General features: G+C 57.0%; 22 protein-coding genes and 1 pseudogene. 10 read left to right on the plus strand and 13 right to left on the minus strand.

Translation table 11 applies throughout. The features are described from left to right. Both lepA and ACIQ5B_RS04220 read left to right on the plus strand, forming a co-directional pair. Positions 1-1,173, plus strand: a 1,173-nt coding sequence (gene lepA / locus ACIQ5B_RS04215; RefSeq protein WP_397597936.1) for a translation elongation factor 4, incomplete at its 5' end; no start/stop codon positions are given. Positions 1,174-1,271: 98 nt separating this feature from the next. Then, positions 1,272-3,134: an ABC-F family ATP-binding cassette domain-containing protein gene (locus tag ACIQ5B_RS04220; RefSeq protein WP_397597937.1), complete on the plus strand. Its 1,863-nt coding sequence runs from the start codon at positions 1,272-1,274 to the stop codon at positions 3,132-3,134. On the opposite strand, the gene ACIQ5B_RS04225 is transcribed toward ACIQ5B_RS04220, so the two are convergent. The 5 genes from ACIQ5B_RS04225 to ACIQ5B_RS04245 all read right to left on the minus strand — a co-directional run bounded on the left by ACIQ5B_RS04225 (position 3,131) and on the right by ACIQ5B_RS04245 (position 7,129). Further along, the gene (locus ACIQ5B_RS04225) at positions 3,131-3,646 is read right to left on the minus strand and encodes an AAA family ATPase (RefSeq protein WP_397597938.1); all 516 of its coding nucleotides are present in this window, start codon (positions 3,644-3,646) and stop codon (positions 3,131-3,133) included. The two genes, ACIQ5B_RS04220 and ACIQ5B_RS04225, sit on opposite strands and share 4 nt — an antisense overlap. Continuing rightward, on the minus strand, positions 3,643-4,200 hold the full coding sequence (gene pnuC, locus ACIQ5B_RS04230; protein ID WP_397597939.1) for a nicotinamide riboside transporter PnuC: 558 nt from the start codon (positions 4,198-4,200) through the stop codon (positions 3,643-3,645). Before pnuC ends, ACIQ5B_RS04225 begins: the two co-directional genes overlap by 4 nt. Positions 4,201-4,354: 154 nt before the next feature. Then, a complete protein-coding gene (locus tag ACIQ5B_RS04235) occupies positions 4,355-5,092 on the minus strand; it encodes a response regulator transcription factor (RefSeq protein ID WP_397597940.1) in 738 nt (245 codons plus the stop codon). 248 nt (positions 5,093-5,340) lie between these two features. Next, positions 5,341-6,648 carry a serine hydrolase gene (locus ACIQ5B_RS04240; RefSeq protein WP_397597941.1) on the minus strand — a complete coding sequence of 436 codons (1,308 nt, stop codon included), beginning with the start codon at positions 6,646-6,648 and terminating at the stop codon, positions 5,341-5,343. 16 nt (positions 6,649-6,664) lie between these two features. Beyond that, a complete protein-coding gene (locus tag ACIQ5B_RS04245) occupies positions 6,665-7,129 on the minus strand; it encodes a hypothetical protein (RefSeq protein WP_397597942.1) in 465 nt (154 codons plus the stop codon). 301 nt (positions 7,130-7,430) lie between these two features. Here ACIQ5B_RS04245 and ACIQ5B_RS04250 point away from each other — a divergent pair, with 301 nt between their 5' ends. From ACIQ5B_RS04250 to ACIQ5B_RS04265, 4 genes are all read left to right on the plus strand, one after another. Then, positions 7,431-9,188, plus strand: coding sequence for an alpha/beta fold hydrolase (locus ACIQ5B_RS04250; protein ID WP_397597943.1), 1,758 nt, complete (start codon positions 7,431-7,433; stop codon positions 9,186-9,188). Between the two features lie 113 nt (positions 9,189-9,301). Next, complete coding sequence (locus tag ACIQ5B_RS04255) at positions 9,302-10,135, plus strand: alpha/beta fold hydrolase (protein WP_397597944.1); 834 nt, start codon at positions 9,302-9,304, stop codon at positions 10,133-10,135. A 79-nt stretch (positions 10,136-10,214) separates the two neighbouring features. Further along, entirely contained in the window at positions 10,215-11,522 is a 1,308-nt protein-coding gene (locus ACIQ5B_RS04260; RefSeq protein WP_397597945.1) for an FAD-dependent oxidoreductase, read from the plus strand. Positions 11,523-11,610: 88 nt separating this feature from the next. Next, positions 11,611-12,282 (plus strand): purine phosphorylase, encoded by a 672-nt coding sequence (locus ACIQ5B_RS04265; protein WP_397597946.1) that lies wholly within the window; start codon positions 11,611-11,613, stop codon positions 12,280-12,282. 5 nt (positions 12,283-12,287) lie between these two features. Here the strand turns inward: ACIQ5B_RS04265 and ACIQ5B_RS04270 are convergent, their stop codons facing one another. The 5 genes from ACIQ5B_RS04270 to ACIQ5B_RS04290 form a co-directional block, all read right to left on the minus strand. Continuing rightward, positions 12,288-13,496, minus strand: a complete 1,209-nt coding sequence (locus tag ACIQ5B_RS04270) for a DUF445 domain-containing protein (protein WP_397597957.1) — start codon at positions 13,494-13,496, stop codon at positions 12,288-12,290. 115 nt (positions 13,497-13,611) lie between these two features. Then, positions 13,612-16,761: an efflux RND transporter permease subunit gene (locus tag ACIQ5B_RS04275; RefSeq protein ID WP_397597947.1), complete on the minus strand. Its 3,150-nt coding sequence runs from the start codon at positions 16,759-16,761 to the stop codon at positions 13,612-13,614. A 26-nt stretch (positions 16,762-16,787) separates the two neighbouring features. Next, positions 16,788-17,963, minus strand: coding sequence for an efflux RND transporter periplasmic adaptor subunit (locus ACIQ5B_RS04280; RefSeq protein WP_397597948.1), 1,176 nt, complete (start codon positions 17,961-17,963; stop codon positions 16,788-16,790). A gap of 309 nt (positions 17,964-18,272) precedes the next feature. Then, on the minus strand, positions 18,273-18,572 hold the full coding sequence (locus ACIQ5B_RS04285) for a DUF1153 domain-containing protein (RefSeq protein WP_397597949.1): 300 nt from the start codon (positions 18,570-18,572) through the stop codon (positions 18,273-18,275). After that, complete coding sequence (locus ACIQ5B_RS04290; RefSeq protein WP_397597950.1) at positions 18,569-18,940, minus strand: hypothetical protein; 372 nt, start codon at positions 18,938-18,940, stop codon at positions 18,569-18,571. Before ACIQ5B_RS04290 ends, ACIQ5B_RS04285 begins: the two co-directional genes overlap by 4 nt. 161 nt (positions 18,941-19,101) lie before the next feature. Here ACIQ5B_RS04290 and mnmA point away from each other — a divergent pair, with 161 nt between their 5' ends. Together mnmA and ACIQ5B_RS04300 are read left to right on the plus strand one after the other, a co-directional pair. Continuing rightward, positions 19,102-20,226 (plus strand): tRNA 2-thiouridine(34) synthase MnmA, encoded by a 1,125-nt coding sequence (gene mnmA, locus ACIQ5B_RS04295; protein WP_397597951.1) that lies wholly within the window; start codon positions 19,102-19,104, stop codon positions 20,224-20,226. Positions 20,227-20,259: 33 nt separating this feature from the next. Beyond that, positions 20,260-20,790: a DUF7010 family protein gene (locus ACIQ5B_RS04300; protein WP_397597952.1), complete on the plus strand. Its 531-nt coding sequence runs from the start codon at positions 20,260-20,262 to the stop codon at positions 20,788-20,790. Positions 20,791-20,802: 12 nt separating this feature from the next. On the opposite strand, the gene ACIQ5B_RS04305 is transcribed toward ACIQ5B_RS04300, so the two are convergent. Beyond that, positions 20,803-21,177, minus strand: a complete 375-nt coding sequence (locus ACIQ5B_RS04305) for a hypothetical protein (RefSeq protein ID WP_397597953.1) — start codon at positions 21,175-21,177, stop codon at positions 20,803-20,805. Between the two features lie 31 nt (positions 21,178-21,208). On the opposite strand from ACIQ5B_RS04305, the gene ACIQ5B_RS04310 reads away from it, so the two are divergent. Further along, entirely contained in the window at positions 21,209-22,345 is a 1,137-nt protein-coding gene (locus tag ACIQ5B_RS04310; RefSeq protein WP_397597954.1) for a serine hydrolase domain-containing protein, read from the plus strand. Between the two features lie 13 nt (positions 22,346-22,358). On the opposite strand, the gene ACIQ5B_RS04315 is transcribed toward ACIQ5B_RS04310, so the two are convergent. Continuing rightward, on the minus strand, positions 22,359-22,649 hold the full coding sequence (locus ACIQ5B_RS04315; RefSeq protein WP_397597955.1) for a DUF3297 family protein: 291 nt from the start codon (positions 22,647-22,649) through the stop codon (positions 22,359-22,361). A gap of 65 nt (positions 22,650-22,714) precedes the next feature. Between ACIQ5B_RS04315 and ACIQ5B_RS04320 the strand changes: the two genes are divergently transcribed. Continuing rightward, the gene (locus ACIQ5B_RS04320; protein ID WP_397597956.1) at positions 22,715-23,926 is read left to right on the plus strand and encodes an NAD(P)/FAD-dependent oxidoreductase; all 1,212 of its coding nucleotides are present in this window, start codon (positions 22,715-22,717) and stop codon (positions 23,924-23,926) included. Positions 23,927-24,012: 86 nt separating this feature from the next. Here the strand turns inward: ACIQ5B_RS04320 and ACIQ5B_RS04325 are convergent. After that, positions 24,013-24,308, minus strand: a pseudogene (locus ACIQ5B_RS04325) (translational GTPase TypA); the annotation flags it as partial.

Here is a 24,308-nt window from a genome sequence, read left to right on the forward strand (position 1 = left end):
ATCGACGGCGTGATCAAAAAAGGTCAGGAAATCCAATTCATGGCCGCCGGCACAAAGCATTTGGTCGACCGCGTCGGCTGTATGCGGCCAAAGCTGGAAATCCTGTCCGAAATCGCGGCGGGCGAAGTCGGCATTATCACCGCGCAGATTAAAGAAGTCGCGCAGACCCGCGTGGGTGACACCATCACCGATGCAAAGCGCCCCGCCGCCGAACCGCTGCCCGGGTTTAAGGAAGTGCAGCCCGTGGTGTTCTGCGGCCTGTTCCCCACCGACGCTGCGGACTTTGAAAAACTGCGCGAAAGCATCAGCAAGCTGCGCCTGAACGACGCATCGTTCAGTTTTGAGACTGAAAGCAGCGCGGCGTTGGGCTTTGGCTTTCGCTGCGGGTTCGTGGGGCTGTTACACCTTGAGATCATTCAGGAGCGCCTGACGCGCGAGTTTGACTTGGACCTTATCACCACCGCGCCGTCGGTTGTGTACAAGCTGGAGCTGAGCCGGTCGAAGACCGAAGATGCGCGCAGTATGGAGCTGCACAACCCCGCCGACATGCCCGACATTAACCGCATCGCGGAAATTCAGGAGCCGTGGATTGAGGCGACGATTTACTGCCCCGACGAATATCTGGGCAGCATATTGAAACTGTGTCAGGACCGGCGCGGCGTGCAAAAGCAACTGACCTATGTCGGTGGCCGTGCGCAGATCGTCTATGAACTGCCGCTCAACGAAGTCGTGTTTGATTTCTATGACCGGTTGAAGAGCATTTCGCGCGGCTATGCCTCGTTCGATTACCACCAGATCGGCCATCGCGAAGGCGACCTTGTGAAGATGAGCGTGCTGGTCAATGGCGACGCGGTCGACGCGCTGAGCATGATCGTCCACCGCGGCACCGCCGAATCCCGCGGCCGCGGCATGTGCGAGCGCCTAAAAGACCTGATCCCGCGCCATCTGTTCAAAATCCCCATCCAAGCGGCCATCGGCGGCAAAGTGATCGCCCGCGAAACCATCGCCGCGATGCGCAAGGACGTAACCGCCAAATGCTATGGCGGCGACATCAGCCGCAAGAAAAAGCTGCTGGAAAAGCAGAAAAAGGGCAAGGCGCGGATGCGGGAGTACGGTAACGTAAGCATCCCGCAGGAGGCGTTTATTGCGGCGTTGCGGATGGGTGAGGAGTAAGGGGCGACGGTTCCGTTCGTCTCGGTCCTTCGCCCGCCGGAATGTGCGATACGCTATGCGGTGACATACGCATCCGCCTCTGCTAGGCGCGCGGCATCATGTTAAACTTAAACGGAATCACCGTGCGCCTTGGCGGCCGCACCATATTGGACCGCGCGACCGCGACGCTGCCGCCTTATTCGCGCGTTGGCCTTATCGGCCGCAATGGCGCGGGCAAATCCACGCTGATGAAGGTGATGATCGGCGAGCTGGAAGCCGACGAAGGCAGCATGGATATGCCGAAGAATACGCGCATCGGCTATATCGCGCAGGAAGCGCCATCGGGTACGGCAACGCCGTTTGAAACCGTGCTGGCGGGTGATGTCGAGCGTGCGGCTTTGATGGAAGAGGCAGAGCATTGCGCCGATCCCGACCGGCTTGGCGAACTGCACGAACGGTTGATCGCGATTGATGCCTACACCGCCCCTGCGCGGGCTGCGCGCATTCTCGTTGGGCTTGGTTTTGATGAAGAAATGCAGGGCCGGCCGCTCGATAGCTATTCCGGTGGCTGGAAAATGCGCGTTGCCTTGGCCGCGCTCTTGTTCTCCGAACCCGATTTGTTGCTGCTCGACGAACCTTCAAACCACTTGGATCTTGAAGCGACATTGTGGCTGGAAAACTTCCTCAAATCCTATCCGTCGATGATGGTGGTGATCAGCCACGAACGCGATTTGTTGAACAATGTCGTCGACAATATCCTGCATCTCGAGGGCGGGTCCACGACGCTCTATTCCGGCGGCTATGACTCGTTTGAGCGCCAGCGTGCCGAACGTGCAGCGCAGCTGGCGGCGGCCAAGGCTTCGCAGGACGCACAGCGCGCCAAGCTGCAGGATTATGTCGCGCGCAACTCGGCGCGTGCCTCCACGGCGAAGCAGGCGCAGTCCAGAGCCAAGGCGCTGGCGCGGATGCAACCCATTGCCGCGATGGCCGAAGATCCGACGCTAAGCTTTGACTTTCCAAGTCCCGATGAATTGAAGCCGCCATTGGTCACGCTTGATCTGGCGAGTGTTGGCTACACCGCGGGTAAACCGATACTTCAGCGGTTGAACCTGCGCATCGACCCCGATGACCGGATCGCGTTGCTGGGCCGCAACGGCAATGGCAAGACCACGCTCGCGCGGCTGCTTGCGGCGCAATTGACGCCGATGGACGGGGCGATGAGCGCGTCGGGCAAAATGCGCGTTGGCTATTTCACGCAATATCAGGTCGAAGAACTCGACGGTGACGATACCCCGCTGGAGCATATGACCCAGCAGATGAAGGGCGCGACCCCCGGCGCGGTGCGCGCGCAATTGGGCCGTTTCGGCTTTTCAGGGGCAAAGGCAACGACGAAGGTCGGCAAGCTGTCGGGTGGTGAACGCGCGCGATTGGCGCTGGCGCTGATTACCCGCGATGCGCCGCATATGTTGATCCTTGACGAGCCGACGAACCACTTGGACGTCGATGCGCGTGAAGCGTTGGTGCAGGCGCTGAATGAATATGAAGGCACCGTGGTGCTGGTCAGCCATGACCGCCATATGTTGGAGCTGACGGCCGACCGGCTGGTGCTCGTCGATGGCGGGACCGCGACCGAATTTTCGGGCACGATTGAGGATTATACCGACTTCATCCTGGGCAAGGGCCCCGCGAAAGAGAAGGTGTCCAAGGTCGATCGCAAGGAAGACAAAAAAGCGCAAGCCGCAGCCCGTGAGGCGCAAAGCAAGCTTAAGCGCGAAGTCAGCGATGCCGAGGCGGACCTTGCCAAGCTTGAGGTTGTGTTGAGCGCGATTGACCGGGCGATGTTCGATCCGGCGTCCGCCGCGAATGAATATAAGAGCCTGACGATGGGCGAACTGTCGCAACGGCGCGGGAAGATTGTCGCCGCGCAAGAGGCCGCCGAAGCGCGCTGGATCGCGGCAAGCGAGGCTTTGGAGAAGGCTTAGGCCGAGATCGCAGCCAAAGCCGCGGTGAAACGCGCTTCGCCTTCGCCCTGAATCAGCGTGTAGCGAACGCCGCGTCCATCGAGCTCCGCACGGCATAGGTCGAAAAAGCGTTTGCGCTCGGCTGATTGCGCATAAACGCGCAAGCCATCGTCGACAAAGGGCAGGTCGATATCGAGCAGCAGATAATGGTCGGCAAAACCGGTAAAGGCGCCGAAATATCCGTCTGCCGCGCCAAACATCATGTGCGCCCACACTGACGTTATCAGCGGGTCTGTGTCGAACAATACATAACCAGCGCCCAGCTCTGCTGCACGTGCGGCTGCGGCGCGGTTCATCGCGTCTTGCGTCTGCGCAATGTGGACAAGCTGCGCCATGCCGATGTCGGTGCCATGCGCCTCGCAATAAGCGCGGCCATATTCGGGCACGACTTCGCATCCCAAATGCGCCGCAAGCCGCGTACCCAATGTCGATTTGCCCGTGCTTTCGGGGCCATGCAGACAAATGCGTTTCATGCGCGTTCCGCCTTGCGCCATTCGACAAGGCCGGCAACCGCCAGCACCAGAAACATCCCGTAAAGCCCGGCGGTCAGATGCAGGTCTTTGACGATATACAGCGGGATAGAGATGATATTGACGATGATCCAATAATGCCAGTTTTCGACAAAGCGCCGAGTCATCAAAATCTGCCCTGCAATCGACAGCATCGCAACGGATGCATCCCAGTAGGGATAGCTGGCATCGGTTTCGGCATGCATGATGGCACCCCATGCCCAAATAGCCAGGATCGAACCTGCAATCCACAAAGCATAGCTTATTGCCGGAAGCCTGCGGACGGAAATTACACCGCTTTCGCCTTTATTCCGGTTCCAGCTCCACCAGCCATAGAGATTGATGCCCGCGAAAAACATCTGCAGCCCGGCGTCGCTGTACAGTTTGGCGTCGCGAAAGATGATGAAATATAACGCGACCATGACAATCGCCACGGGAAAGTTCCAAACCGATCGCCGGATAATCAGGACGATGTTGGCAATGCCGAGCAGCACGGCGACGATTTCAATCATGCTCATTTTGCGTGCTGTAGCGCCATGACCGAGGGACGCAAGTGCCGACGATTAGCCCTACCGCGCAACGTGCGTTTCCCCGAAACCGTCCTTAGTCTGCGCTGCGCACGGATAGGTGTTCCGACGCAGCGGGCGGGGCTAAAGCGGCGCGGTTATCTGTCTAAGCCGAAATGGCGGTGTGTTCGTGCGCTGCATTCATGGCGTGCACATCGGCCTGCAAGGTATATCCAAAACCGTACAACGCATTCAGGCTGATGCCACATGTGGGGTCGAGTTTTAGGTTCTTGCGTAACCGTGCGACATGGGTGTCAATCGTCCGCGAATGGTAATCGATAACTTTACCCCATAAGGTTGCTGCCAAATATTGCCGCGAAAGAAGGCGGTTCGGATTTGTGAAAAACAGCATCGCCATGTCAAATTCACGCTTGGGCAGCACGATCTCTTCGTCGCCAAGGTAGATCGTGGACGTCGATGGACGCAGCAAATAGCGGCCGAGGGTGACGTTTTCCGACACGTTTTTCACTTCGCCTTTGGAACGGCGCAACAGCGATTTGATCCGCATTGCAAGGACGTCGGGGTCTACCGGCTTGGAAACATAGTCGTCGGCACCGGCCTGTAACCCGCGCACAATGTCGATATTTTCGGCGCGTGCGGTCAGCATGATGGCAGGCATATCCGGATGAAACTTCCGGATATATTCGAGCACTTCTATGCCGGATAAGTCGGGAATGGACCAATCGACGATGAGAAGGTCGCATTCCGATTGGCGCAACGCCGCCAAAAACTTCTGCGATGAATCATAGCTGGAGACCGCATAGCCGGACGCCCCCAGAAATTCCTCCAGCTCCGCCGCAAAGGCTAAGTCGTCTTCTACCACAGCTATATGAAATTTCTTCATTACTATGCCTTAAATAGTGGACTGAACCCCCCCACCTGTTTTATAACACAAATGTAACATTTGTAACAATTATATTGTGAACTAATGTGAACTTTATGCGCTCTATGGAACAAAACGCATATATGCACGTTTTGGTCGCTCCAAAATGGAGTGAATATTTATGCAAACGATTATTTAACACGCTGAATTCCTTATACCTTTCGGCAGAAGGCACATTTGGGCAGCTATCGCTTTAGGCAGCTATCGGGTTAGGACGTTTTTTCAGCCTTGGGGTGGATTTGGCGATGATGCCGCACCACCGCGCGCGCAACATTTTGCATGAGGCCGTTTGTGACCTCTCTTCCGGCGCGTGTTTCGGCAATCATGACGGCGACCTGATACCGGCAACCATCCGGTGCTTTCATCACCCCGACATCGTTAAGTGCGGTCGAAATCGAACCCAATACTTGCCCCGTCCCCGTTTTGTGGGCGAGGCTCCAGCCCTGGGCGAGCCCTGAACGTAGGCGTGATCTTCCGGTATAGGTCCCCGCCATCAACTTCAAAAGCTTTGCCCCCGGATCATCAGCCGCGCGTTCGCCAAAGCGCTTTAGCACAAGCGCGATGGTGCCCGGCGCAGCGCCATCCAAGGGCGAGGCCAGATATTTGTCGAGCGCTGCGCGCCGTTTTTCCATAGGAATGCGCGAGCGCTGTTCCTTAAAGGCATTGCCCTTGCGATATTCAGGTTTCCATTCGAGGCCCGCGATTGCGCTTTGCAAAAGCACTTCGCCAGGTCCGAAACGGATCGATTGCACCTTGCGCCGGTCCAGCATCTGGTTGATCGCCTGCGGGCCGCCGGCCACGCGTATCAGGACGCTATTTGCAAGATTGTCGCTCGCATTGACGGCATGTGCAAGCAATTCGCGCACGGACATTTCAAAGGAATCTTGGCTGCTGAGATATTGTTTGATCGGCTGGCTAAACACCACGATATCATCGCGACTGACGCGTATTTTCTTGTCGAGCGACAGCTTGCCCGCGGCTTCTTGTTCCAAAATCGTCAGTGCGACCCACATTTTGGAGACGCTTTGCTGCGGAAAGCGTTCGGTGTGCCGCCGACCGATAATGTCATCCGAAAATGGCGTGTAAATGGCGATGCCCGCACGACCGGGAAATTTCTTCCAAAGCGTGTCAATGTCATTGCGCAGCTTTTCGTCCGCAGCGGACTGAGCGTTGGTCTGGGCGTTGGTCTGGGCGTTGGTCGGTTTGTCTTCGAGGCTGGGGATCGTGAATGTTGACGCGCTTGGCTTTGCGACATTTGGCTTTTTCTGCTCGGCTTTGGTGGCTTTTGGCTTGGCTGGGGCCGTTTTCGCCGCGCTTGGCTTTTCTGCTTTTGGCTTTCCCGCAGTTTGTTTTTCCGCGCTTGGCTTTTGTGCTTTTGGCTTTCCCGTAGTTTGTTTTTCCGCGCTTGGATCATGCGCGTTGGCGGTCACCGTGATGCCCGTGATCGCGGCCGCAAGACACAGGCCTCCCATCAGGCTGCGTGAAATGAGAAAACGGGAAGGTCGCTTTGTGGACATGATATATGTCATTCGGTCATTTCGTAGCTGCGCCCTGGGGACTGGACGTCGGGGGTGGGGCCTGCACGTCGTTCGATGTCTCAGACGCAGGAATGAAGTGGCTAAGTTCGGGCAGGCTGCTGCCCGTGGTCGTGTATAAGCTCACAAGAAGGACGATTTGCAAAGCCACGACGATAATGAGCACGAATTTGGCGATTTGAAGCGTTCGGCCGAACGCAACGCTGCGCGCTTCTATTTCGTGCCGCATCACATCGGTCGCCATGCGTATTTCGGACACCGACGATGCATGATTGTGCTGCAGTTCGACCAGCTCTTCTTTCAGCGCCTTCACCGATGCGATGAGTTCGGCATGATGTTGGCGCGCGTCGGCTTGAATTTCGTCGATATGGCCGCGGACCATCGCCTCAGCGCCAGCGGGCTTAACCCCGGCAGCCTTCAGCAATTTGCCCAAGCCTTCCAGTTTTTTCATGTCTGAGGTCATCGCAGAAAAATCAGTGCGCTGGATTGGCCAATGACGCTGCCCATTGGCGTCGAAAGGCGGCCTGTTGAGGATTCAGCAAAGCAAACTCGGGCATTCATACTGGTGCTCCTTAAGGGGCGCATTAAGATGCGCGGCGGCCGTCCTCCAGTTTAGAAGCGCTTGTTTTCAATTGTTAACAATGTGCGCTCTGTTGAGGCGCGGTCAGTATAGGCGATTTTTGTGGCATTTTCCATCGGCTTGATGCGCGATTGACGCAGGCCGCGGGGCATGTAATTCTTCATCTTGGCAAGAGGAGATGCAGATGGCGACAAAAGCGGGCAGCGGAGCTGGAAAAAAGGCCGGAACAAAGGGTGCGAAAAAGAAAGGCGCACCATTTTCCAGCGTTGCAGGGGCGTTTGACGCCGCCAATGATGCCACTATGGCGCTTGGCCCATTAGCAGGATTAGCGCGGGAGGATTTCATCGGCGCAATCGGCCTGATGCTCCGCCAGACCGCCGCCAACCCCGACAAGGCGTGGAAGGCAACCAGCAGCTTTTCCGAAGATGTCGTCAAAATCATGACCGGAAAGTCAGACCTTGCGCCGGATCCCAAGGACAAGCGTTTCATGGACCCGGCGTGGACGTTTAACCCCTTCTTCAAAGCGGGCGCGCAATATTATCTCGCGGTGCAAAAGGGCGTTAAAAGCTATATCGAGGATTTGGAACTCGACGCACTTGAGCGGGACCGTGCCAATTTCATCTCGCAGATCATCATTGATGCAATGTCACCGACCAACACGCTGATCGGCAATCCGACCGCGCAAAAACGGCTGGTGGACTCCGGCGGACTCAGCCTCGTGAAGGGACTTAAAAACGCCTATAATGATATGGTTCACAACGACATGATGGTGAGCCAGGTGAACAAAAAGCCGTTCAAGCTGGGCGAGAATGTCGCAACCGCAAAGGGGGCAGTGGTCTATCGCGACGAACGTTTCGAACTCGTCCAATATGCGCCCACCACCGACAAGGTGTTTGCCACGCCGCAGCTGACGATCCCGCCACAGATCAACAAAATGTATATCAACGATCTGTCGCCCGAAAAATCGATCATCAAATGGCAGACCGACCATGGTATTCAGCCATTCATGATTTCATGGCGCAACCCCACCGACGATATGGGCGTGTGGGGCATGGCCGAATATATCGAAAGCTGCATCAAGGCGCTGGATGTTGTTTGCGAGATTACTGGCAGCGACAAGGTCAATATTTCGGGCGGCTGTTCGGGCGGACAGACCATGTCCGTGCTGCTGTCCAAGCTGGCGTCGATGGGTGACACCCGCGCCAACGCCATTACCATGATGGTGTGCGTGCTTGAACCCAAACCCGGCGATACGGAGGCGTCGAGCCTTGTGTCGCACAATGGCATTGCGCTGGCACGGCAACGCGCCGCGAAGAAAGGCGTTATTGAGGGCAGCAGCCTTGCGCGCGGCTTTGCTTGGTTGCGGCCAAATGACCTCATCTGGAACTATGTCATCAACAATTATCTGCTGGGCGATGATCCGCCAGCGTTCGATATATTGTTCTGGAATGCCGACGCGACCAACCTGTCATCGGCATTGATGGGTGATTTCTTGGAGCTGTTTGAGGCCAATGCCTACGCCGCGCCGGGCACGTTCGAAATTGCGGGCCACACGCTTGACCTGACCAAGGTGACGGGCGACCTGTTCGTTTTGGGCGGGACGACGGACCACATCACGCCATGGCGCGCATGTTATCGCTCGACACAATTGTTCGGTAGCAAAAATGTCGAATTCATCCTGAGCCAGGCTGGCCATATGCAGGCAATCCTGAACCCGCCGGGTAACCCCAAGGCGAAATATTGGAAACATTCAAACGGCAAGACGCCAGCCGATGTCACCGAATGGATGAAAGGGTCCGAAGAAGTTGCCGGCAGCTGGTGGCCACATTGGATGGAATGGCTCCACGCGCGATCAGGCGCAGAAGTCGCAGCCCCCGGTACGCTCGGCAGCAAAAAGCATCCAGCGATGGAAGCCGCACCGGGGTTGTATGTTTTGGAGTGAGGGGATGTTGCCACGTCGGCACGATGCCGAAATGGCTCTTTCTTCCTTGCACAGCGGAGTCCATGCGCTAAACTCTGCGCAACGTCGGCGATAAACGCGGCAGGGGAACCCATATGACCAAAAACCGCGCCCCAAATTTCAGCATGGAGACCGTTGACGGTCGTACTTTGCGGGTTGCGGTTTGGCGGGCGTCGAAGGCGACGAAGAAGCTGCCGATATTGTTCTTCAACGGCATTGGGGCGAATATTGAGGCTATGGCGCCGATGGCGGAGTTGCTCGATGACCGCGATTTTATCACTTTTGATATGCCCGGCATTGGTGGTTCGCCCGATCCGGTGGTGCCCTATAACGCTTTATTGATGGCGCGCATTGCGGCGTTGTTGCTTGACCGGTTTGACATGCCCGTGGTCGATGTCATGGGCGTCAGCTGGGGTGGGGCGATGGCGCAGCAATTTGCGCTGCAATATGGCGCGCGCACGAACAAGCTTATCCTTGTTGCGACCAGCGCTGGCATGTTGATGGTGCCGGGCAATCCCGCCGCGCTGGTCAAAATGGCTGACCCGCGGCGTTATATAGACCCCGATTTCATGGCGAAGCATTTCAAGACGCTGTACGGCGGTGTGGTGGGCAACAAGGCCGAGCATATCGGCCGGATTACGCCGCCGTCGAAAACGGGATATTTTTATCAGCTGATGGCGATGATGGGATGGACCAGCGCGCCGTTTCTGCCATTCCTGAAAACGGAAACGCTCATCATGATGGGCGATGATGACCAGATCGTCCCGCTCGCCAATGGCAAATTTCTGAATTTCCTCATTCCAAACAGTGAGTTGTTCGTGGTCGAAAATGGCGGGCATTTGTTCTTGTTGAGCCATGTGGAAGAGAGCATAGAGGCGATCCGCGGTTTCCTTGACCGCGGCGCACACAAGGCGCGCAAAGCCGCCTGATCTTCTGTGTGAAGGTCGCGCTTTCTTTTTGGCGCTGACCCGTTAGCCTGCCGAATCAGGCAATGACGGGGAGTAGGGCATGCGGCATATCGCAATTATCGGTTCCGGTCCGGCGGGATATTACACAGCCGAAGCCGCGCAGAAGAAATTTGGCGACGATGTGCGGGTAGATATCCTTGACCGCTTGCCCGTTCCCTTTGGCCTCATCCGTTTTGGCGTTGCCCCCGATCATCAGTCGATCAAGGCGGTAGCGGGGCGTTATGAAAAGGTCGCCTTGTCCGACAATGTCCGGTTTGTCGGCAATGTGACTGTCGGCAAAGACGTCAGCATCGACGAGCTTCAGACATTATATGACGCGGTCATTCTCGCCACCGGCGCGCCGAATGATCGTCCGCTGGATATCGCTGGCGCAGATCTGCCGGGCGTTTTTGGCAGCGCTGCCTTTGTCGGCTGGTATAATGGCCACCCTGATTATGCCGACCTTAAGCCGCCATTGGATGGCCGGCATGTCGTCATTGTCGGCAATGGTAACGTGGCGCTGGATGTCGCGCGCATATTGTCCAAAACGCGCGCCGAATTTGACGGTTCGGACATCGTTAGCCACGCGCTCGATGGGCTTGATCATTCGGGTGTTGAGGACATCACCATTTTGGGCAGGCGCGGGCCGCACCAAATTGCGATGACGCCCAAGGAACTCGGCGAACTCGCGCATTTGCAGCGGGCGACCCCGCGCGTCGATAAGGACGATCTGCCCGACATCGGCGAAGATGCGTTGTTGGAACCCGGCATTCGCAAGTCCGTCACGCATCTGCGCGAATTCGCAGCCATTCCAGAGGCGTTTCGCGCGGATAAGCCGATCAGCATCAATTTTGACTTTTTCGCTGCGCCCATCGCGATTGAGGGCGATGGCAAAGTGCAGCGCGTTCGCGTGGAGCGCATGCGGCTGGATGACCAGTATCGCAGTGTTGGCACGGGCGAGAGTTACACCATCGATTGTTCCATGGTCATCAGCTGCATTGGCTATCAAACGCCGCCCATTGACGGCGTGCCGTATGAACATGGCCGCGGCCGCTTTGCCAATCTGGACGGCAGGATATTGCCGGGTCTCTATTGCGTCGGCTGGGCCCGGCGTGGTCCATCCGGCACCATCGGAACCAACCGGCCCGATGGATATAATATCGTCGATGCCGTGGCGGAGGATATGCCCATAAGCGCCGACAAAGATGGCCGTGCCGGTCTGGATGCGCTGCTGGCGTTACGCAAGGTCGACATTGTCACATTCAGCGACTGGAAGAAAATTGAAGAGGCAGAGATTGCCCGCGCGCGCGATGGCGCCCCGCGCGAAAAGTTCGTCCGTATCGAAGACATGATTGCCGCCAGCCAATAATTTCGCGGCGCTAGCGTTTATGTCATCATAATTACGTTAATGCTGCGCTACAGGAACATCCTGTTGGAAGATATATAAAGGGCGCAGCATGTTCAAAACCATTGGCATCATTACCGGCGTGGACGCCGAAGCCGCTGCGTTGTTCCCCGGCCAAAGCGCCAATAGCGAACCCTTACACGGTTTCATGGTCCGTCAGGTCCAATCCGGTGGCCGCAATATCGCCATCACCTGCAGCGGCATTGGCAAAGTGAATGCGGCGATGGCCGCGATGATGCTGGTAGAACATTATCATGCGGATTTGCTGTTGGTGGTCGGCACTGCGGGTAAATTGAGCGATCATGACGGCCATTGTTTCCAGATCACGCAAGCCGTGCAGGGGGATTATGGCGCCTCGCGTGCCGACGGGTTTGTGCATTATCGGGCAGGGGCATGGCCGATAGGCGAGGCGCACGCCGAACCCTATCACGCCGCGATCATGCCAGAGACGGGGCTACCGAAAGTGCGGATCATCACAAATGACTGCTTCATGGAAAACGACGACCATGGCCGCCGCCTGCACCGCGTTCTTGGCGGCGACATCATCGATATGGAAACCGCAGCCGTTGCCCAAGCCGCAGCCCGCATGGACGTGCCATGGGCGGCGATCAAGGCGACGAGCGACAATGCCAATGGCGACAGCTCGGGCGATTTTCAGGCCAATTTAAAACGCGCCGCCCGCCAAGCCGCCGAGGCAACCGAACGGATGATATCGGCGCTGTAAATGGCTTAAATTAGCAAGCCAACGGCATGAATGACGATGCCCGCCATGCCGCCGACCAATGTTCCGTTAATGCGGATGAATTGGAGGTCGCTGCCCACGGCATTTTCGACGCGGTCGGTGATGGTTGATGCGTCCCAGCGGGCGACTGTATCGGAAACGAGGGTCACGATATTGTCCCCGTAATTTTCGGTGGTGCCGACAATCGCGCGGCGCGCGAAGCGGTTGATTTGAAGCTTTAGGCCTGAATCTTCCTGAAGCCTGCCACCAAGCTTTATCAGGGCATCGCCAAAGCTGCCCGCCAGCGCGGCATCGGGGTTGCGTGCGGCCTTTAGCAGGCCATCGCGGCCCTGATCCCACAGGCTGTTGATCCATTTGCCCATCGCGGGGTTTTCGAGCAACTGCCCTTTCCAATGCGCGACCTTCGCCTGCAATTCCTTGTCATGGCGAAGGTCGTGCGCAAGGCTGGCGAGGCCCTCTTCGCCCTTTGCACGTAAAGGGTGATCTGGGTCTTCCGCCATTTCGTGCAGCAGCTTGTTCAGCCCATTGACGATGGCGTTCGCCAATTTGTCGTCAAGGCCCGTCCAGCGCATGATTGTGTTGGCGCGTTCCTCCACCATTTGACGAATGAGATGCTCATTAGCCTCCAGCGTGGCCGAGGCCCATTTGATGATGCCGTCGAGCACAGGAATATGGCGGCGCTCGCGGATCATCGCGGTCAACAATTGGCCGAGCAGCGGGGCAATATCCAACTTGTCGAGTTGCTTGCGGATCGCGCCCTTGGCCACACCGCCAAGCCGTTCATCATCCAGCGCGGCGATGATATCCCCCAATAGGCGCGAGGCACCCATGCGCATGCGGCCTTCGCCGCCGGCTGGCGCACTCAAAAATTTGCCCATTGCACCCGCGACATCCATACGCTGCACGCGGCGCGCGACAACCTTGGTTGTCAGAAAGTTGGTGCGCAGAAAGCTTGCAAGCGTGCGGCCAAGCCGTTCCTTGTTATTCGGAATGATCGCGGTGTGCGGAATGGGGATGCCAAGCGGGTGGCGGAACAGGGCGGTGACGGCAAACCAGTCGGCCAGACCACCGACCATGCCAGCCTCTGCAAAGGCGCGCAGAAAGCCCCAATAGCCGTCATAGCGGGTTTCCATATATTTGCCGAAGACGAACAAGGCGGCCATTGCCAACAGCAAGGCCGTGGCGATAATCCGCATCTGACGCAGTTCAGCGTCGCGTTCGGCGTACCGGATTTTCTCCGACTGTCCCAGTTTATCGGCGGATTTCACATCACTGCCTTAGCCAAGGCCTGCCAAGCTGCCAAGTAAAGCGTCACTCCGCAGGCTGAAGTCCGCCGAGGTCGTCCTTGCCCGCTGATTTGCCAGTTGCCTTTGCGGGCGTGGCGGCGGGCGGAGCGACATCTTCGCCATGCTTGTCGGGATCATAGGTCAGCAACCGTGTACGCAGCCATGGACCAATGCGCTTTTCAAAGCCATCGGCAAGGCTGAAGCCCGCAGGAACGATGAGCAAGGTAAGCAAGGTTGAAACGATCAGGCCGCCAATCACGACGGTGCCCATTGGCGAGCGCCACTGGCCGTCGCCGCCAAGCGAGAGCGCGGTTGGCACCATGCCAGCGGTCATCGCGACCGTGGTCATAACGATTGGCTGCGCACGTTTATGGCCAGCTTCCATGATCGCCTGGAACTTGGGAACGCCGCGCGCCATTTCTTCAATCGCAAAGTCGATCAGCAGAATGGAGTTTTTCGCAACGATGCCAAAGAGCATCAATATGCCGATGAACACGGGCATGGAGATTGGCTGCCCAACAAGGCCGAGGGCGATCAAACCACCCAATGGAGCCAAGAGCAGAGAGCCCATATTCACGAGCGGCGACATGAAGCGGTGATACAAAAGCACCAGCACCGCGAACACCAACAATGTTCCGGAAACCAGCGCTACGAGGAAGTCGCGCTGCATTTCCTGTTCCCATTCCTGACTGCCAAAGGGCGCGCGGGACACGCCGGTGGGCAGGTTTTTCATGATCGGCAGGTTGTTTATCTTCTTGTCCGCATCGGATGACACAATGCCGGGGGCAAAATCCGCGCCGATGAAGATGCGGAAATTCTGGTTACGGCGCTGGATGGAGGTGGGGCCCGCGCCGAAGCTGATGTCCGCAACGCGCGACAGGGGCACCGAGCCGCCACTCGCCAATGGCACGGGCAAGTTGCGGATGACATCCAAGTCCTGACGCGATTCCTTGGCAAGCATCACGCGGATCGGGATTTGACGGTCAGACAGCGAAAATTTTGCGCTATTCTGGTCAATGTCACCCAGCGTGGCGATACGGATTGTCTGGCTGAGCGCGACGGTTGATACACCAAGCTGCGACGCCAAATCAGTGCGCGGCGTGATGATCAATTCCGGACGCTGCAAATCAGCGGAAATACGCGGCGCGCGCAATTCGGGCAGCGTCTTCATCTGTTCAACAAGCGTTGCCGCAGTCTGGTCGAGCTTCTTGGGGTCGGAACCCGAAAGCATGACCGATACGTCACGTCCCGAACCGCCGCCGCCCGGGCCGTTCGCCTGAAACGTAACGCGCGCGTCTGCGATTTTTGTGAGCAATGGTGTCAGATCTTCTTCAAACTGCTGGCTGGTCCGCGCACGGTCTTCATGCAACGTGATGAAAATGCTGGCGCTGCCTTCGCGCAGGCTTTGAAGGGCGGTTTTTACCTCCGGTTGCTTTTCGATAATCACAGCAGCTTCATTGGCAATTTCGCGCGTGCGTTCAAGCGTTGTACCGGGAACCATCTCAATACGCACGCGGCTGAAATCGGTATTGCCGTCAGGGAAGAACTGCTTGGGCAGGATGATAAAAAGAGCAATGGTGAGGCCAAGGGCCAACGCACCAATGCCCATCATCCAGCGGCGATGGCCAAGCGACCAGCGCAGTATTTTCATATATCGATCTATCCAGCCTGCCTCGCCATGTTCGGCCATGCCGGTGGATTTGAGGAAATAAGCAGCGAGCATGGGGGTAATCATACGTGCGACGGCAAGGCTCATGAGCACCGAAGCGACAACGGTTAGGCCGAAATTTTTGAAGAATTGCCCGGCGACACCCGGCATCAAGCCCACGGGCAGGAACACCGCGACAATCGAGAATGTGGTCGCGACCACGGCAAGGCCGATTTCGTCAGCCGCGTCAATCGATGCCTGATAGGCAGATTTGCCCATGCGCATGTGCCGGACGATGTTTTCGATTTCCACGATAGCATCATCGACCAGCACCCCGGCGACGAGACCAAGCGCGAGCAGCGACATGGTGTTGAGCGTGAAGCCCAACAGGTCGAGGAACCAGAAAGTCGGAATAGCCGACAGTGGAATGGCGATTGCCGAAATAATCGTTGCACGCCAGTCGCGCAGGAACAGGAACACAACGACGATAGCGAGCAATGCGCCTTCAATCATCGCGGCCATTGAGCTTTTATACTGCCCCTTGGTATAATCGACGCTGTTGAACAGGGTGATGAAATTTACACCGGGATTTTCTTTTTCGATCTCGGCGATTTTGACCATCGCGTCGTCAAAAACGGTAACGTCCGAAGCGCCCTTGGCACGTGACATGCCAAAGGTAACAACCTGTTTCCCGCCGGCAAATGCCATGGACCTCTGTTCGCCGAAGCCATCCGTGACCTCGGCAACGTCGGCGAGCTTAATCGAACGGCCGCCGCCAAGGCTGATTTGCGTTTGGCTCAAGGCGAACGCATCGGTTGCGTTGCCAAGGACGCGCACCGACTGGCGCGACCCGGCGATTTGCGACTGCCCGCCCGACGCGTTGATATTTTGTTGACGCAGTACGCTGTTGATCTGGCTTGCGGTGACGCCAAGAGACTGCATTTTGGCAGGGTCAAGAACGACCCGAATTTCGCGGTTTACGCCGCCATTGCGGCTAACTGACGCCATGCCTTCGACAGACAGCAATCGCCGGGCGACGGTGTCATCAACAAACCAGCTGAGTTGCTCAAGCGTCATGTCGCTGGCTTCGACCGCGAAATAGGCGATCGGATCGCTGGATGTTGCGACCTTGAAAATCTGGGGTTCCAAAATGCCGTCGGGCAAGTCGCTGCGGATTTGGTCGACGGCGTTTTTGACCTCGCTGACCGCCGCATTGATGTCGTCACCAATTTCGAACTCGGCGCTGATCGTCGTGTTGCCTTCGCTGGAGCTGGCATCGATGTTGCGCACACCCTGAACACTTCGGATCGCGGATTCGACCTTTTGGGTGATCTGCGTTGTGATTTCGCTAGGCGCTGCACCAGGCTGGGAAATCGACACAACGACAACCGGGAATTCAATGTCCGGATCGTTCTGCACATCCATATTCATGAACGACATGATGCCCGCCAGCGTGAGCGCGACGAACAACACAATCGGAACCACGGGGTTCCGGATGGACCATGCGGATATGTTATTTAAATTCATGATTTATATCCCGAAAGGCCCAAAACTTACTGCTTTTTCAAAAGCTTGGGATTGATGGTTTCGCCTGGATTGAGGAAGCCACCAGCGTACAAAACAACGCGTTCGGTGCCATCAAGACCTTGTTCGATAATCAAACCATTTGCAGTGACGGAACCGACCTTCACGGGGCGTTGCGTCGCCTTGTTATCCTTGCCAACGATATAGACAAAGCTGCCTTCACGGCCAGTTTGCACCGCGGATTCCGGCAGAACCGGTGCCGTCATCGCGCCAGCCTTAATCTCCACCGACGCAAATCCGCCTGGACGCAATGCGGTGTCAAAAGGCAATGCGATACGCGCCATGCCCTGGCGGCTTTGGGCGTCAATCATCGGCGCAATCTGCCAGATGCTGCCGTTGAAGACGCGATCTGTTCCGACTGGCGTGACAGTGGCCGGAATGCCCACCGCAACTTGACCCAAATCATCTTCGCTTAACTTTGCCTGCAGCTCAAGCTCGCCATCTTTGGCAATGCGGAACAGGATTCCACTGCCTGCCGATACCGTTTGACCGGGTTCGACATTACGTTCCAGTACGTAACCGGAAACCGGCGCGCGGACATCAAGCCGTGCGTTGCGTGCACGGGTTTCGGCAAGCTGCGCATTGGCCACGTTGACCCGTGCACGTGCCGCGTCGCGTGTTGCGGTCTTGCGGTCGACATCTGCCTTCGAAATGAAGCCGCGCTCGACAAGCTGCATCGCACGTTCGAGTTCATTTTGGGCGAGTTGGAGGTCTGCGCGCGCGACACCAATTTGTGCCTCAAGCGCGGCGGCCTGCTGCGTCTGGACTGAGCGGTCAACGCTTACAAGAACCTGACCTTGGCGCACCCATTCACCCGCATCGACATATACCTGCAGCACGCGTCCGCCTTCGCCAACGACACCAACGGGAATTTCGCGCCGTGCGGCAAGCGTGCCCGTAGCGTTAATGGCGCGCACAACAGAATCGCGGCCAGGGGCAACAACGGTGACGGTTTGCGCTTGGCCCGCCTTGTCAGCGTCAGTCGGTGCCGCGCTGCTGCTGCCAAAGAAATAATAAGCGGCGCCCGCAACGGCCAAAATTGCGACAACAATCAGCGCGATGTTCCGCCGACGCCGGTTGCGTTCTGCGTTATCCACCACCACATCGCTACCCAGCGAACTGCTCAAAGTTGTTTCGTAATTCATACCGATGTTCCAAATTCTGTCGCGGGCGCGCGTTGAGCGACCCAATGTTTTTATAGCGGAGCTGTATTACCTTAATAAGTCACTGCCTGCAAGCAGCAGAATACCAACAGCTAAACCGCCTCGTTGGTCCATATACGATAGTGGAAAAGCTTGTCCGCAACAATAGGAACTGTCGTCGATATGTTTCGACGAACAACAGTTTCGGACGGCCAGAACACTGAACGCACCAAAATATATCATGATCACTGCGCACGAAAAACCCCGCACAAGGCGGGGTTGGTCATTTCGCTTGCTATTGAAAACGCGCGATCAGTATTTCTGCTGACGCTCGTACAAGTCGCGATAATGCTGTATACGGGTTACGCGCAGGCCGGGCATACCCGATCGGTCGACAGCCCGCTGCCACGACGCAAATTCTTCGAGCGTCAGATCATAGCGTTCGCACACGTCGTTGATGGACAATAGCCCGCCATTCACCGCCGCGACCACTTCCGCTTTGCGGCGGACAACCCACCGCGTTGTGCCGGGAGGTGGCAAGCTTTCCATCGTGAGCGGTTCGCCCAAAGGGCCAATGACTTGGGCTGGACGGAATTTTTGGTTCTCAATCATGATTCTTTTCCCGCTCCATGCTCCGCCAGGGGCAACTCGGTTCCTGTTACATCGATAGGTAGGAGGTGGCCTTTGATATTGCCTAAAGCAGTGTGGTAAACAGTTCGTTCATCCTTTTTTTCTGGTCCGGATTTTTGCCAGAATGAGCCACGCACTGCGCGTTCGGCATTGGGGCCCGCCGTGAAACATTGAATGCGTGCAGCGAGATCGTCGGGTTCCGGAGCGCGCCCCTGATCGGCCTGGTGCAGGGCCCGGACCGTCCGGCTGTTCGCTTGACGCAAGCGGGCAGCATCAAGCGCGGATTGTCTATCCTTCCGGCTGATATCCGAATCTTGGCGTAACGCGTGATGGGGAAAGTTCATTTCCATGACGCTGTGATAGCACCAGATGTTCTAACAATGGGTAAAGGCGATCTTCAAAGGATGTTAGGCAAGGTTAACAGGCATGCCCACCTCTCCGTTCGCGGCCCCGCGTGGATTCTTACGGAAAACTGGCTTTTAGAACTTCAAGCTATTAGGTAGGCACGCGCATGACTGACGATATTTATCATTCTGATTTCCAACTCGGGCCGGATCTGGCCGGAAAACGAATCGTTGTTGCGATGTCGGGTGGCGTCGATTCCTCTGTGGTGGCCGCGCTGGCTGCGCGGTCGGGCGCCGAAACCATTGGCGTGACGCTGCAACTATATGACCATGGCAGCGCGGTAAAACGCGCCGGTGCCTGCTGCGCGGGGCAAGATATTCGTGACGCGCGCGCCGTCGCCGATAAATTGGGCATCGCGCATTATGTGTTCGATCATGAAAGCCAGTTTCGCGAATCGGTCATCGACCATTTTGCCGATGAATATATGGCAGGCCGCACACCCATTCCGTGCGTTCGGTGCAACATGGGCGTTAAGTTTACCGACCTGTTCCGGCTGGCGCGCGAGCTGGGTGCAGATTGCCTTGCCACGGGCCATTATGTCCGCCGCGTTGAAGGACCGGCAAGCGCGGAATTGCATCGCGCTTTTGATCCTGCACGCGACCAGAGCTATTTTCTGTTTGCAACGACCCAGCATCAGCTTGATTATTTGCGCTTTCCCTTGGGTGGCATGCCCAAGCCACATGTGCGCGCCATTGCGCAGGAAATGGGCCTCGTCGTGGCCATGAAACCCGATAGTCAGGACATCTGCTTTATACCCGATGGCGATTATGCCAGCGTTGTCCGCAAAATCCGTCCAGATGCAGAGATCGGGGGCGATATCGTCCATCTGGATGGCCGCACGCTTGGCCAGCACAAGGGCCTGATCCATTACACAGTCGGGCAGCGCAAAGGGTTAGAGGTCGGCGGTCAGCCAGTGCCTTTATATGTCATCCGGCTTGATCCCGCCACGCAGCGCGTGATCGTTGGGCCGCGCGAAGCGCTGGCGGTGGAGGCTGCGCGCGTGATCGATGCCAATTGGCTGGCAGATATCGGAGGCCGGCCCGTGATGGCAAAGGTACGGTCAATGTCCCGCCCGGTTCCCGCCCGGATGGATGGCGAATGGTTGCGCTTTGATACGCCCGAATATGGCGTCGCGCCGGGGCAAGCGGCGGTTTTATATGACGGTGATCGCGTGCTTGGCGGTGGTTGGATTGAGGAAACGATGGCGGTGGAAATGGCGACTGCCGCGTGACATAAAGCCGGCTTCTGAGGGGGGATGAAGTTCATGCATTTGGGAGAAGCACAGCGCGACATGCGCCGGGCATATGTCAACGGCGGCGTCGGTATCTTTGCATCGGGCCTTGTCTGGACATTGTCCGGACTGGTCACGATGAACATCAGCCTGATTGCTGGCATGGCGACGTTATTCTTTGGCGGCATGGCGATTCACCCCGTTTCTGTTTTGCTGGCGCGTTCTTTTTATAGACGCGGCAAAACCCGATCACCCAACCCGATGGAGACGCTGGCGTTACAGTCGACGGCGTTTCTGATCATCGGCCTTGTCATTGCGTTTCTGGTCAGCGGCACGTTTAGCCAATGGTTCTTTTCGATCGCCTTGTTGACGGTTGCGGCGCGCTATTTGGTGTTCCAAACCGTATATGGAATGCGTCTCTATCTCATACTTGGCGTCGTTTTGATGTGTATTGCCAGCATGGCGTTCTGGATGCCGGGAGTTACGCCCGCGTTCATTGCGTTGACCGCGGGCATAATTGAGCTTCTGTGTTCTGCATTCATCCTCGTGCCCGCAAAACGTTAGGATCAGGACCTATTACAGCGCGTCTATTTCTGCCTGATTGAGCTGAATGCAGCCATTTGCGCCGCGGCGTTCGGCCACGGCTTCTGCCAAAAAGGGAACCGACGCGTAAATGCGCTTGTTTTCGGGATCGTCGCTGAGGCGCACGATTTCCAAGCCCTTTTCCTTATCGGTCTCACAAGAGGCCATATCGCGGCCTTCGATATAACGGCACGAACAGGTGATGTGCGCGCCATATGCGGCGCCGAGGCGCGCTTGCCCTTTTACGCTATTCCAGTTCCAGACGATCCATAAAGCCGCGATCACCGCCAATGCCGCGACGATTATTTTCAGGGTCTTGAACCGTGGGCGCCGTGCTTTTGGTTCAGCTTTTGAAGTTGCGGTTGCCATAGACCCTCCATTTGGTGCATCGAACTATATTATGCCTAGAAACAATTTCCGCCGCGCGGCAACCGCTTTTTGTGCATTCACGGCACTTACCCTCGCTGGATGCGGCGCAGAGCCGCCTGCAAAGCCCGTTGGCCCCGGCTTTACCCAGATCGCCGACGACGCAGTGGTGAGCCAAGAGAAGCTTGCCGATGCCATCGCGCCGTTTTTCGAAGATCCCGCTGTCGGCGAAACCCGCGCATTGGTCGTCATGCAAGGTGGGCGGGTCGTTGCAGAACGTTATGCACCGGGATACGGCCCTGACACGCGGTTGATTAGCTGGTCTATGGCCAAAAGCGTTACTGCTGTATTGGTCGGCCTGATGGTGGCGGACGGTCGCCTTGCATTGGATGAACCCGCAATTGTCACCGAATGGCAAGCGCCGCGCGATAATCGTGCAAAAATAACGCTGCGGCATTTGCTGCATATGTCCTCAGGCCTCGACCACACCGAAATGGCTGAAGGTGATATTGAGATTTTCGATGCGGACACCCCGCGGATGTTGTTTCTGGATGGCCGGGAAAATGTTGCGCGTTACGCCGAGACACGACCGCTTGAGGCCAATCCCGGGGAGAAATTCGAATATAGCACGGCAACGAGCCATATTCTTGCGGACATCATGACCCGGTCACTGACCGACAGTAAGGATCCGGTGGTCCGCCGCGACGCCATGCTCGAATATGCACGCGGGCGGTTGTTCGAGCCATTGGGGCTTACGAGCTTTGTCCCGGAATTCGACCGGAATGGCACTATGCTGGGCGGAAGCATGATCCATGGCACGGCCCGCGACTGGGCCAAGTTCGGTGAATTCCTGCGCAATAACGGGTCGGTTCAGGCCGCACAGTTGATGCCGACGAGCTGGATGCGCTTTATGAAAACGCCAAGCCCGAACAACCGCAGCTATGGTGCGCATATCTGGCTGAACCGCACGGGAAATGACCCGCGCAATCAGGTGCTGTTTCCCGGAAAAGCGCCATCGGATGTGTTCGCCGCGCTTGGGCATTTGGGCCAATTTGTCGTGGCGTCACCGCAGCATCGGTTGACGATCGTGCGGCTTGGGATGACGCCCGATGATCAACTGGATCCGATCAACGACCAATTGGCCAAGCTCATTTCGGTTTTCCCGAAATGATAAAGTCTGATGACTAGGCTTTGGCCACCGGTGCGTTGTCGCCAAGGTCTTCGAACCAAGCTTCGACAGGTCCGCTGAGCTTGATCAGCAATGGGTTGCCCTTGCGATCGCGTGCTTTGCCCGCCTGAACCTTGATCCAGCCTTCGGAAATGCAATATTCCTCAACAGTTGTGCGGATTTCGCCCTTGAAACGAATACCCACGCCGCGCGACAACAAATCGCCGTCGAAATACGGGCTCATCGGGTTAATCGACAAGTGATCGGGTGGGGTATCTGCCCCTGCAGCTTTGGTCTCTTCAGTCATGCGCGCGGCTTTGCCGCAAAGCATAGCACTTGGCAATATGGCGCGGGCAGTGCAGGGACTTCAAAATGGCAATTTCGAACAACTATGATGTAATAATTTTGGGCGCGGGCGGCGCGGGACTGATGTGTGCGCTGACCGCAGGGCAACGCGGACGGCGCGTGCTGATCATTGACCATGCAACGGGACCGGGCAAGAAAATCCTGATTTCGGGCGGTGGCCGGTGCAATTTCACCAACGTCAATGCGACAACGGTCCATGCACAAGAACGCTATCTGTCCGCCAACCCGCATTTTTCGAAGTCGGCGTTGGGACGGTACACACCGCAGGATTTTATCGAACTGGTGCGCAGCTATGGCATCGCCTTTCATGAAAAAACGCTTGGTCAGTTGTTCTGTGACGGATCCGCGCGCCAGATTGTCGAAATGCTCATGGAAGAATGCGACCGGTCACAAACGCTTGGCGGCCGTGTGGACTTTGCGTTCAATTCCCCCGTTGGTGAGATATCGCACGACGGCAGCGTCTATCATGTCATGTATAACGGCCTGCGCGCATCTGCCGCGTCTTTGGTCATTGCCACGGGCGGCCCAAGCATTCCGAAAATGGGTGCTACGGCATTTGCGTATGATCTGGGCCGGCAATTTGGACTGAAGATTGTCGAGCCAAGGCCGGCGTTGGTCCCGTTGACGCTTGGCGGGGATGATGTGCTGTTCCGTGAATTGTCCGGCGTGTCGGCTGAGGTCGTTGCGCAGCATGGCAAAACCGCCTTTCGCGAAGCAGCCCTGTTCACCCACCGCGGACTGAGTGGCCCTGCCGTTCTTCAGATCAGCAGCTACTGGCGGCCAGGTGACCGCGTTGGAATTGATTTCCTGCCGGATCATGATGCGCCGGCATGGCTGTTGTCCGAAAAGCGTGCACGGCCAAAGGCTACCATCAAATCGACGCTAGATCGGGTCCTTTCAGCCCGATTGGCGGAGGCTTTGGCGGATAAGCTTGCGCTGCACGGGAATCTGGCCGACCAAAGCGACGTCAAGCTGGCAGAGGCGGGCGCATTGCTCGATTGTTGGCCATTCGTACCCAATGGCAGTGAGGGCTATGCCAAGGCGGAGGTCACGCTTGGCGGGATCAGCACCGACGGCCTGTCGCAGCAAACAATGGAAGCCAAGAAAATGCCGGGGCTGTTTTGCATCGGCGAGGCTGTGGATGTCACTGGCTGGCTGGGCGGCTATAACTTCCAATGGGCATGGGCGAGCGGCGTCGCTGCGGGTGAGGCGGTTTAGTTTTGCCGTCTCATGCGGCAATCCGTTTCTAGGCGAACCGGACTTTCCGAATAAGAAAAGGGCGCCAAATCGGCGCCCTTTTGTGTTTATGCAGCCTGTTTGGCGCGTGATGCTTTTTTCCGCTCGTTCGGATCCAGCAAACGCTTGCGCAAGCGGATGTTCTTTGGCGTCACCTCAACCATTTCATCGTCATCGATATAGGCAATGGCTTGCTCAAGCGTGAGACGCTTTGGCGGGGTGAGGCGGATGGCGTCGTCCTTGCCGGTCGAACGGAAGTTCGTCAGCTGTTTCGACTTCATTGGGTTCACTTCCAAATCGTCTGGCTTGGCATTTTCGCCGATGATCATGCCTTCATACAAAGCTTCACCTGGCGATACCATCA

The organism is Sphingorhabdus sp. (genome assembly GCF_044374345.1).
In the GTDB taxonomy this organism is placed as follows: domain Bacteria; phylum Pseudomonadota; class Alphaproteobacteria; order Sphingomonadales; family Sphingomonadaceae; genus Sphingorhabdus_B.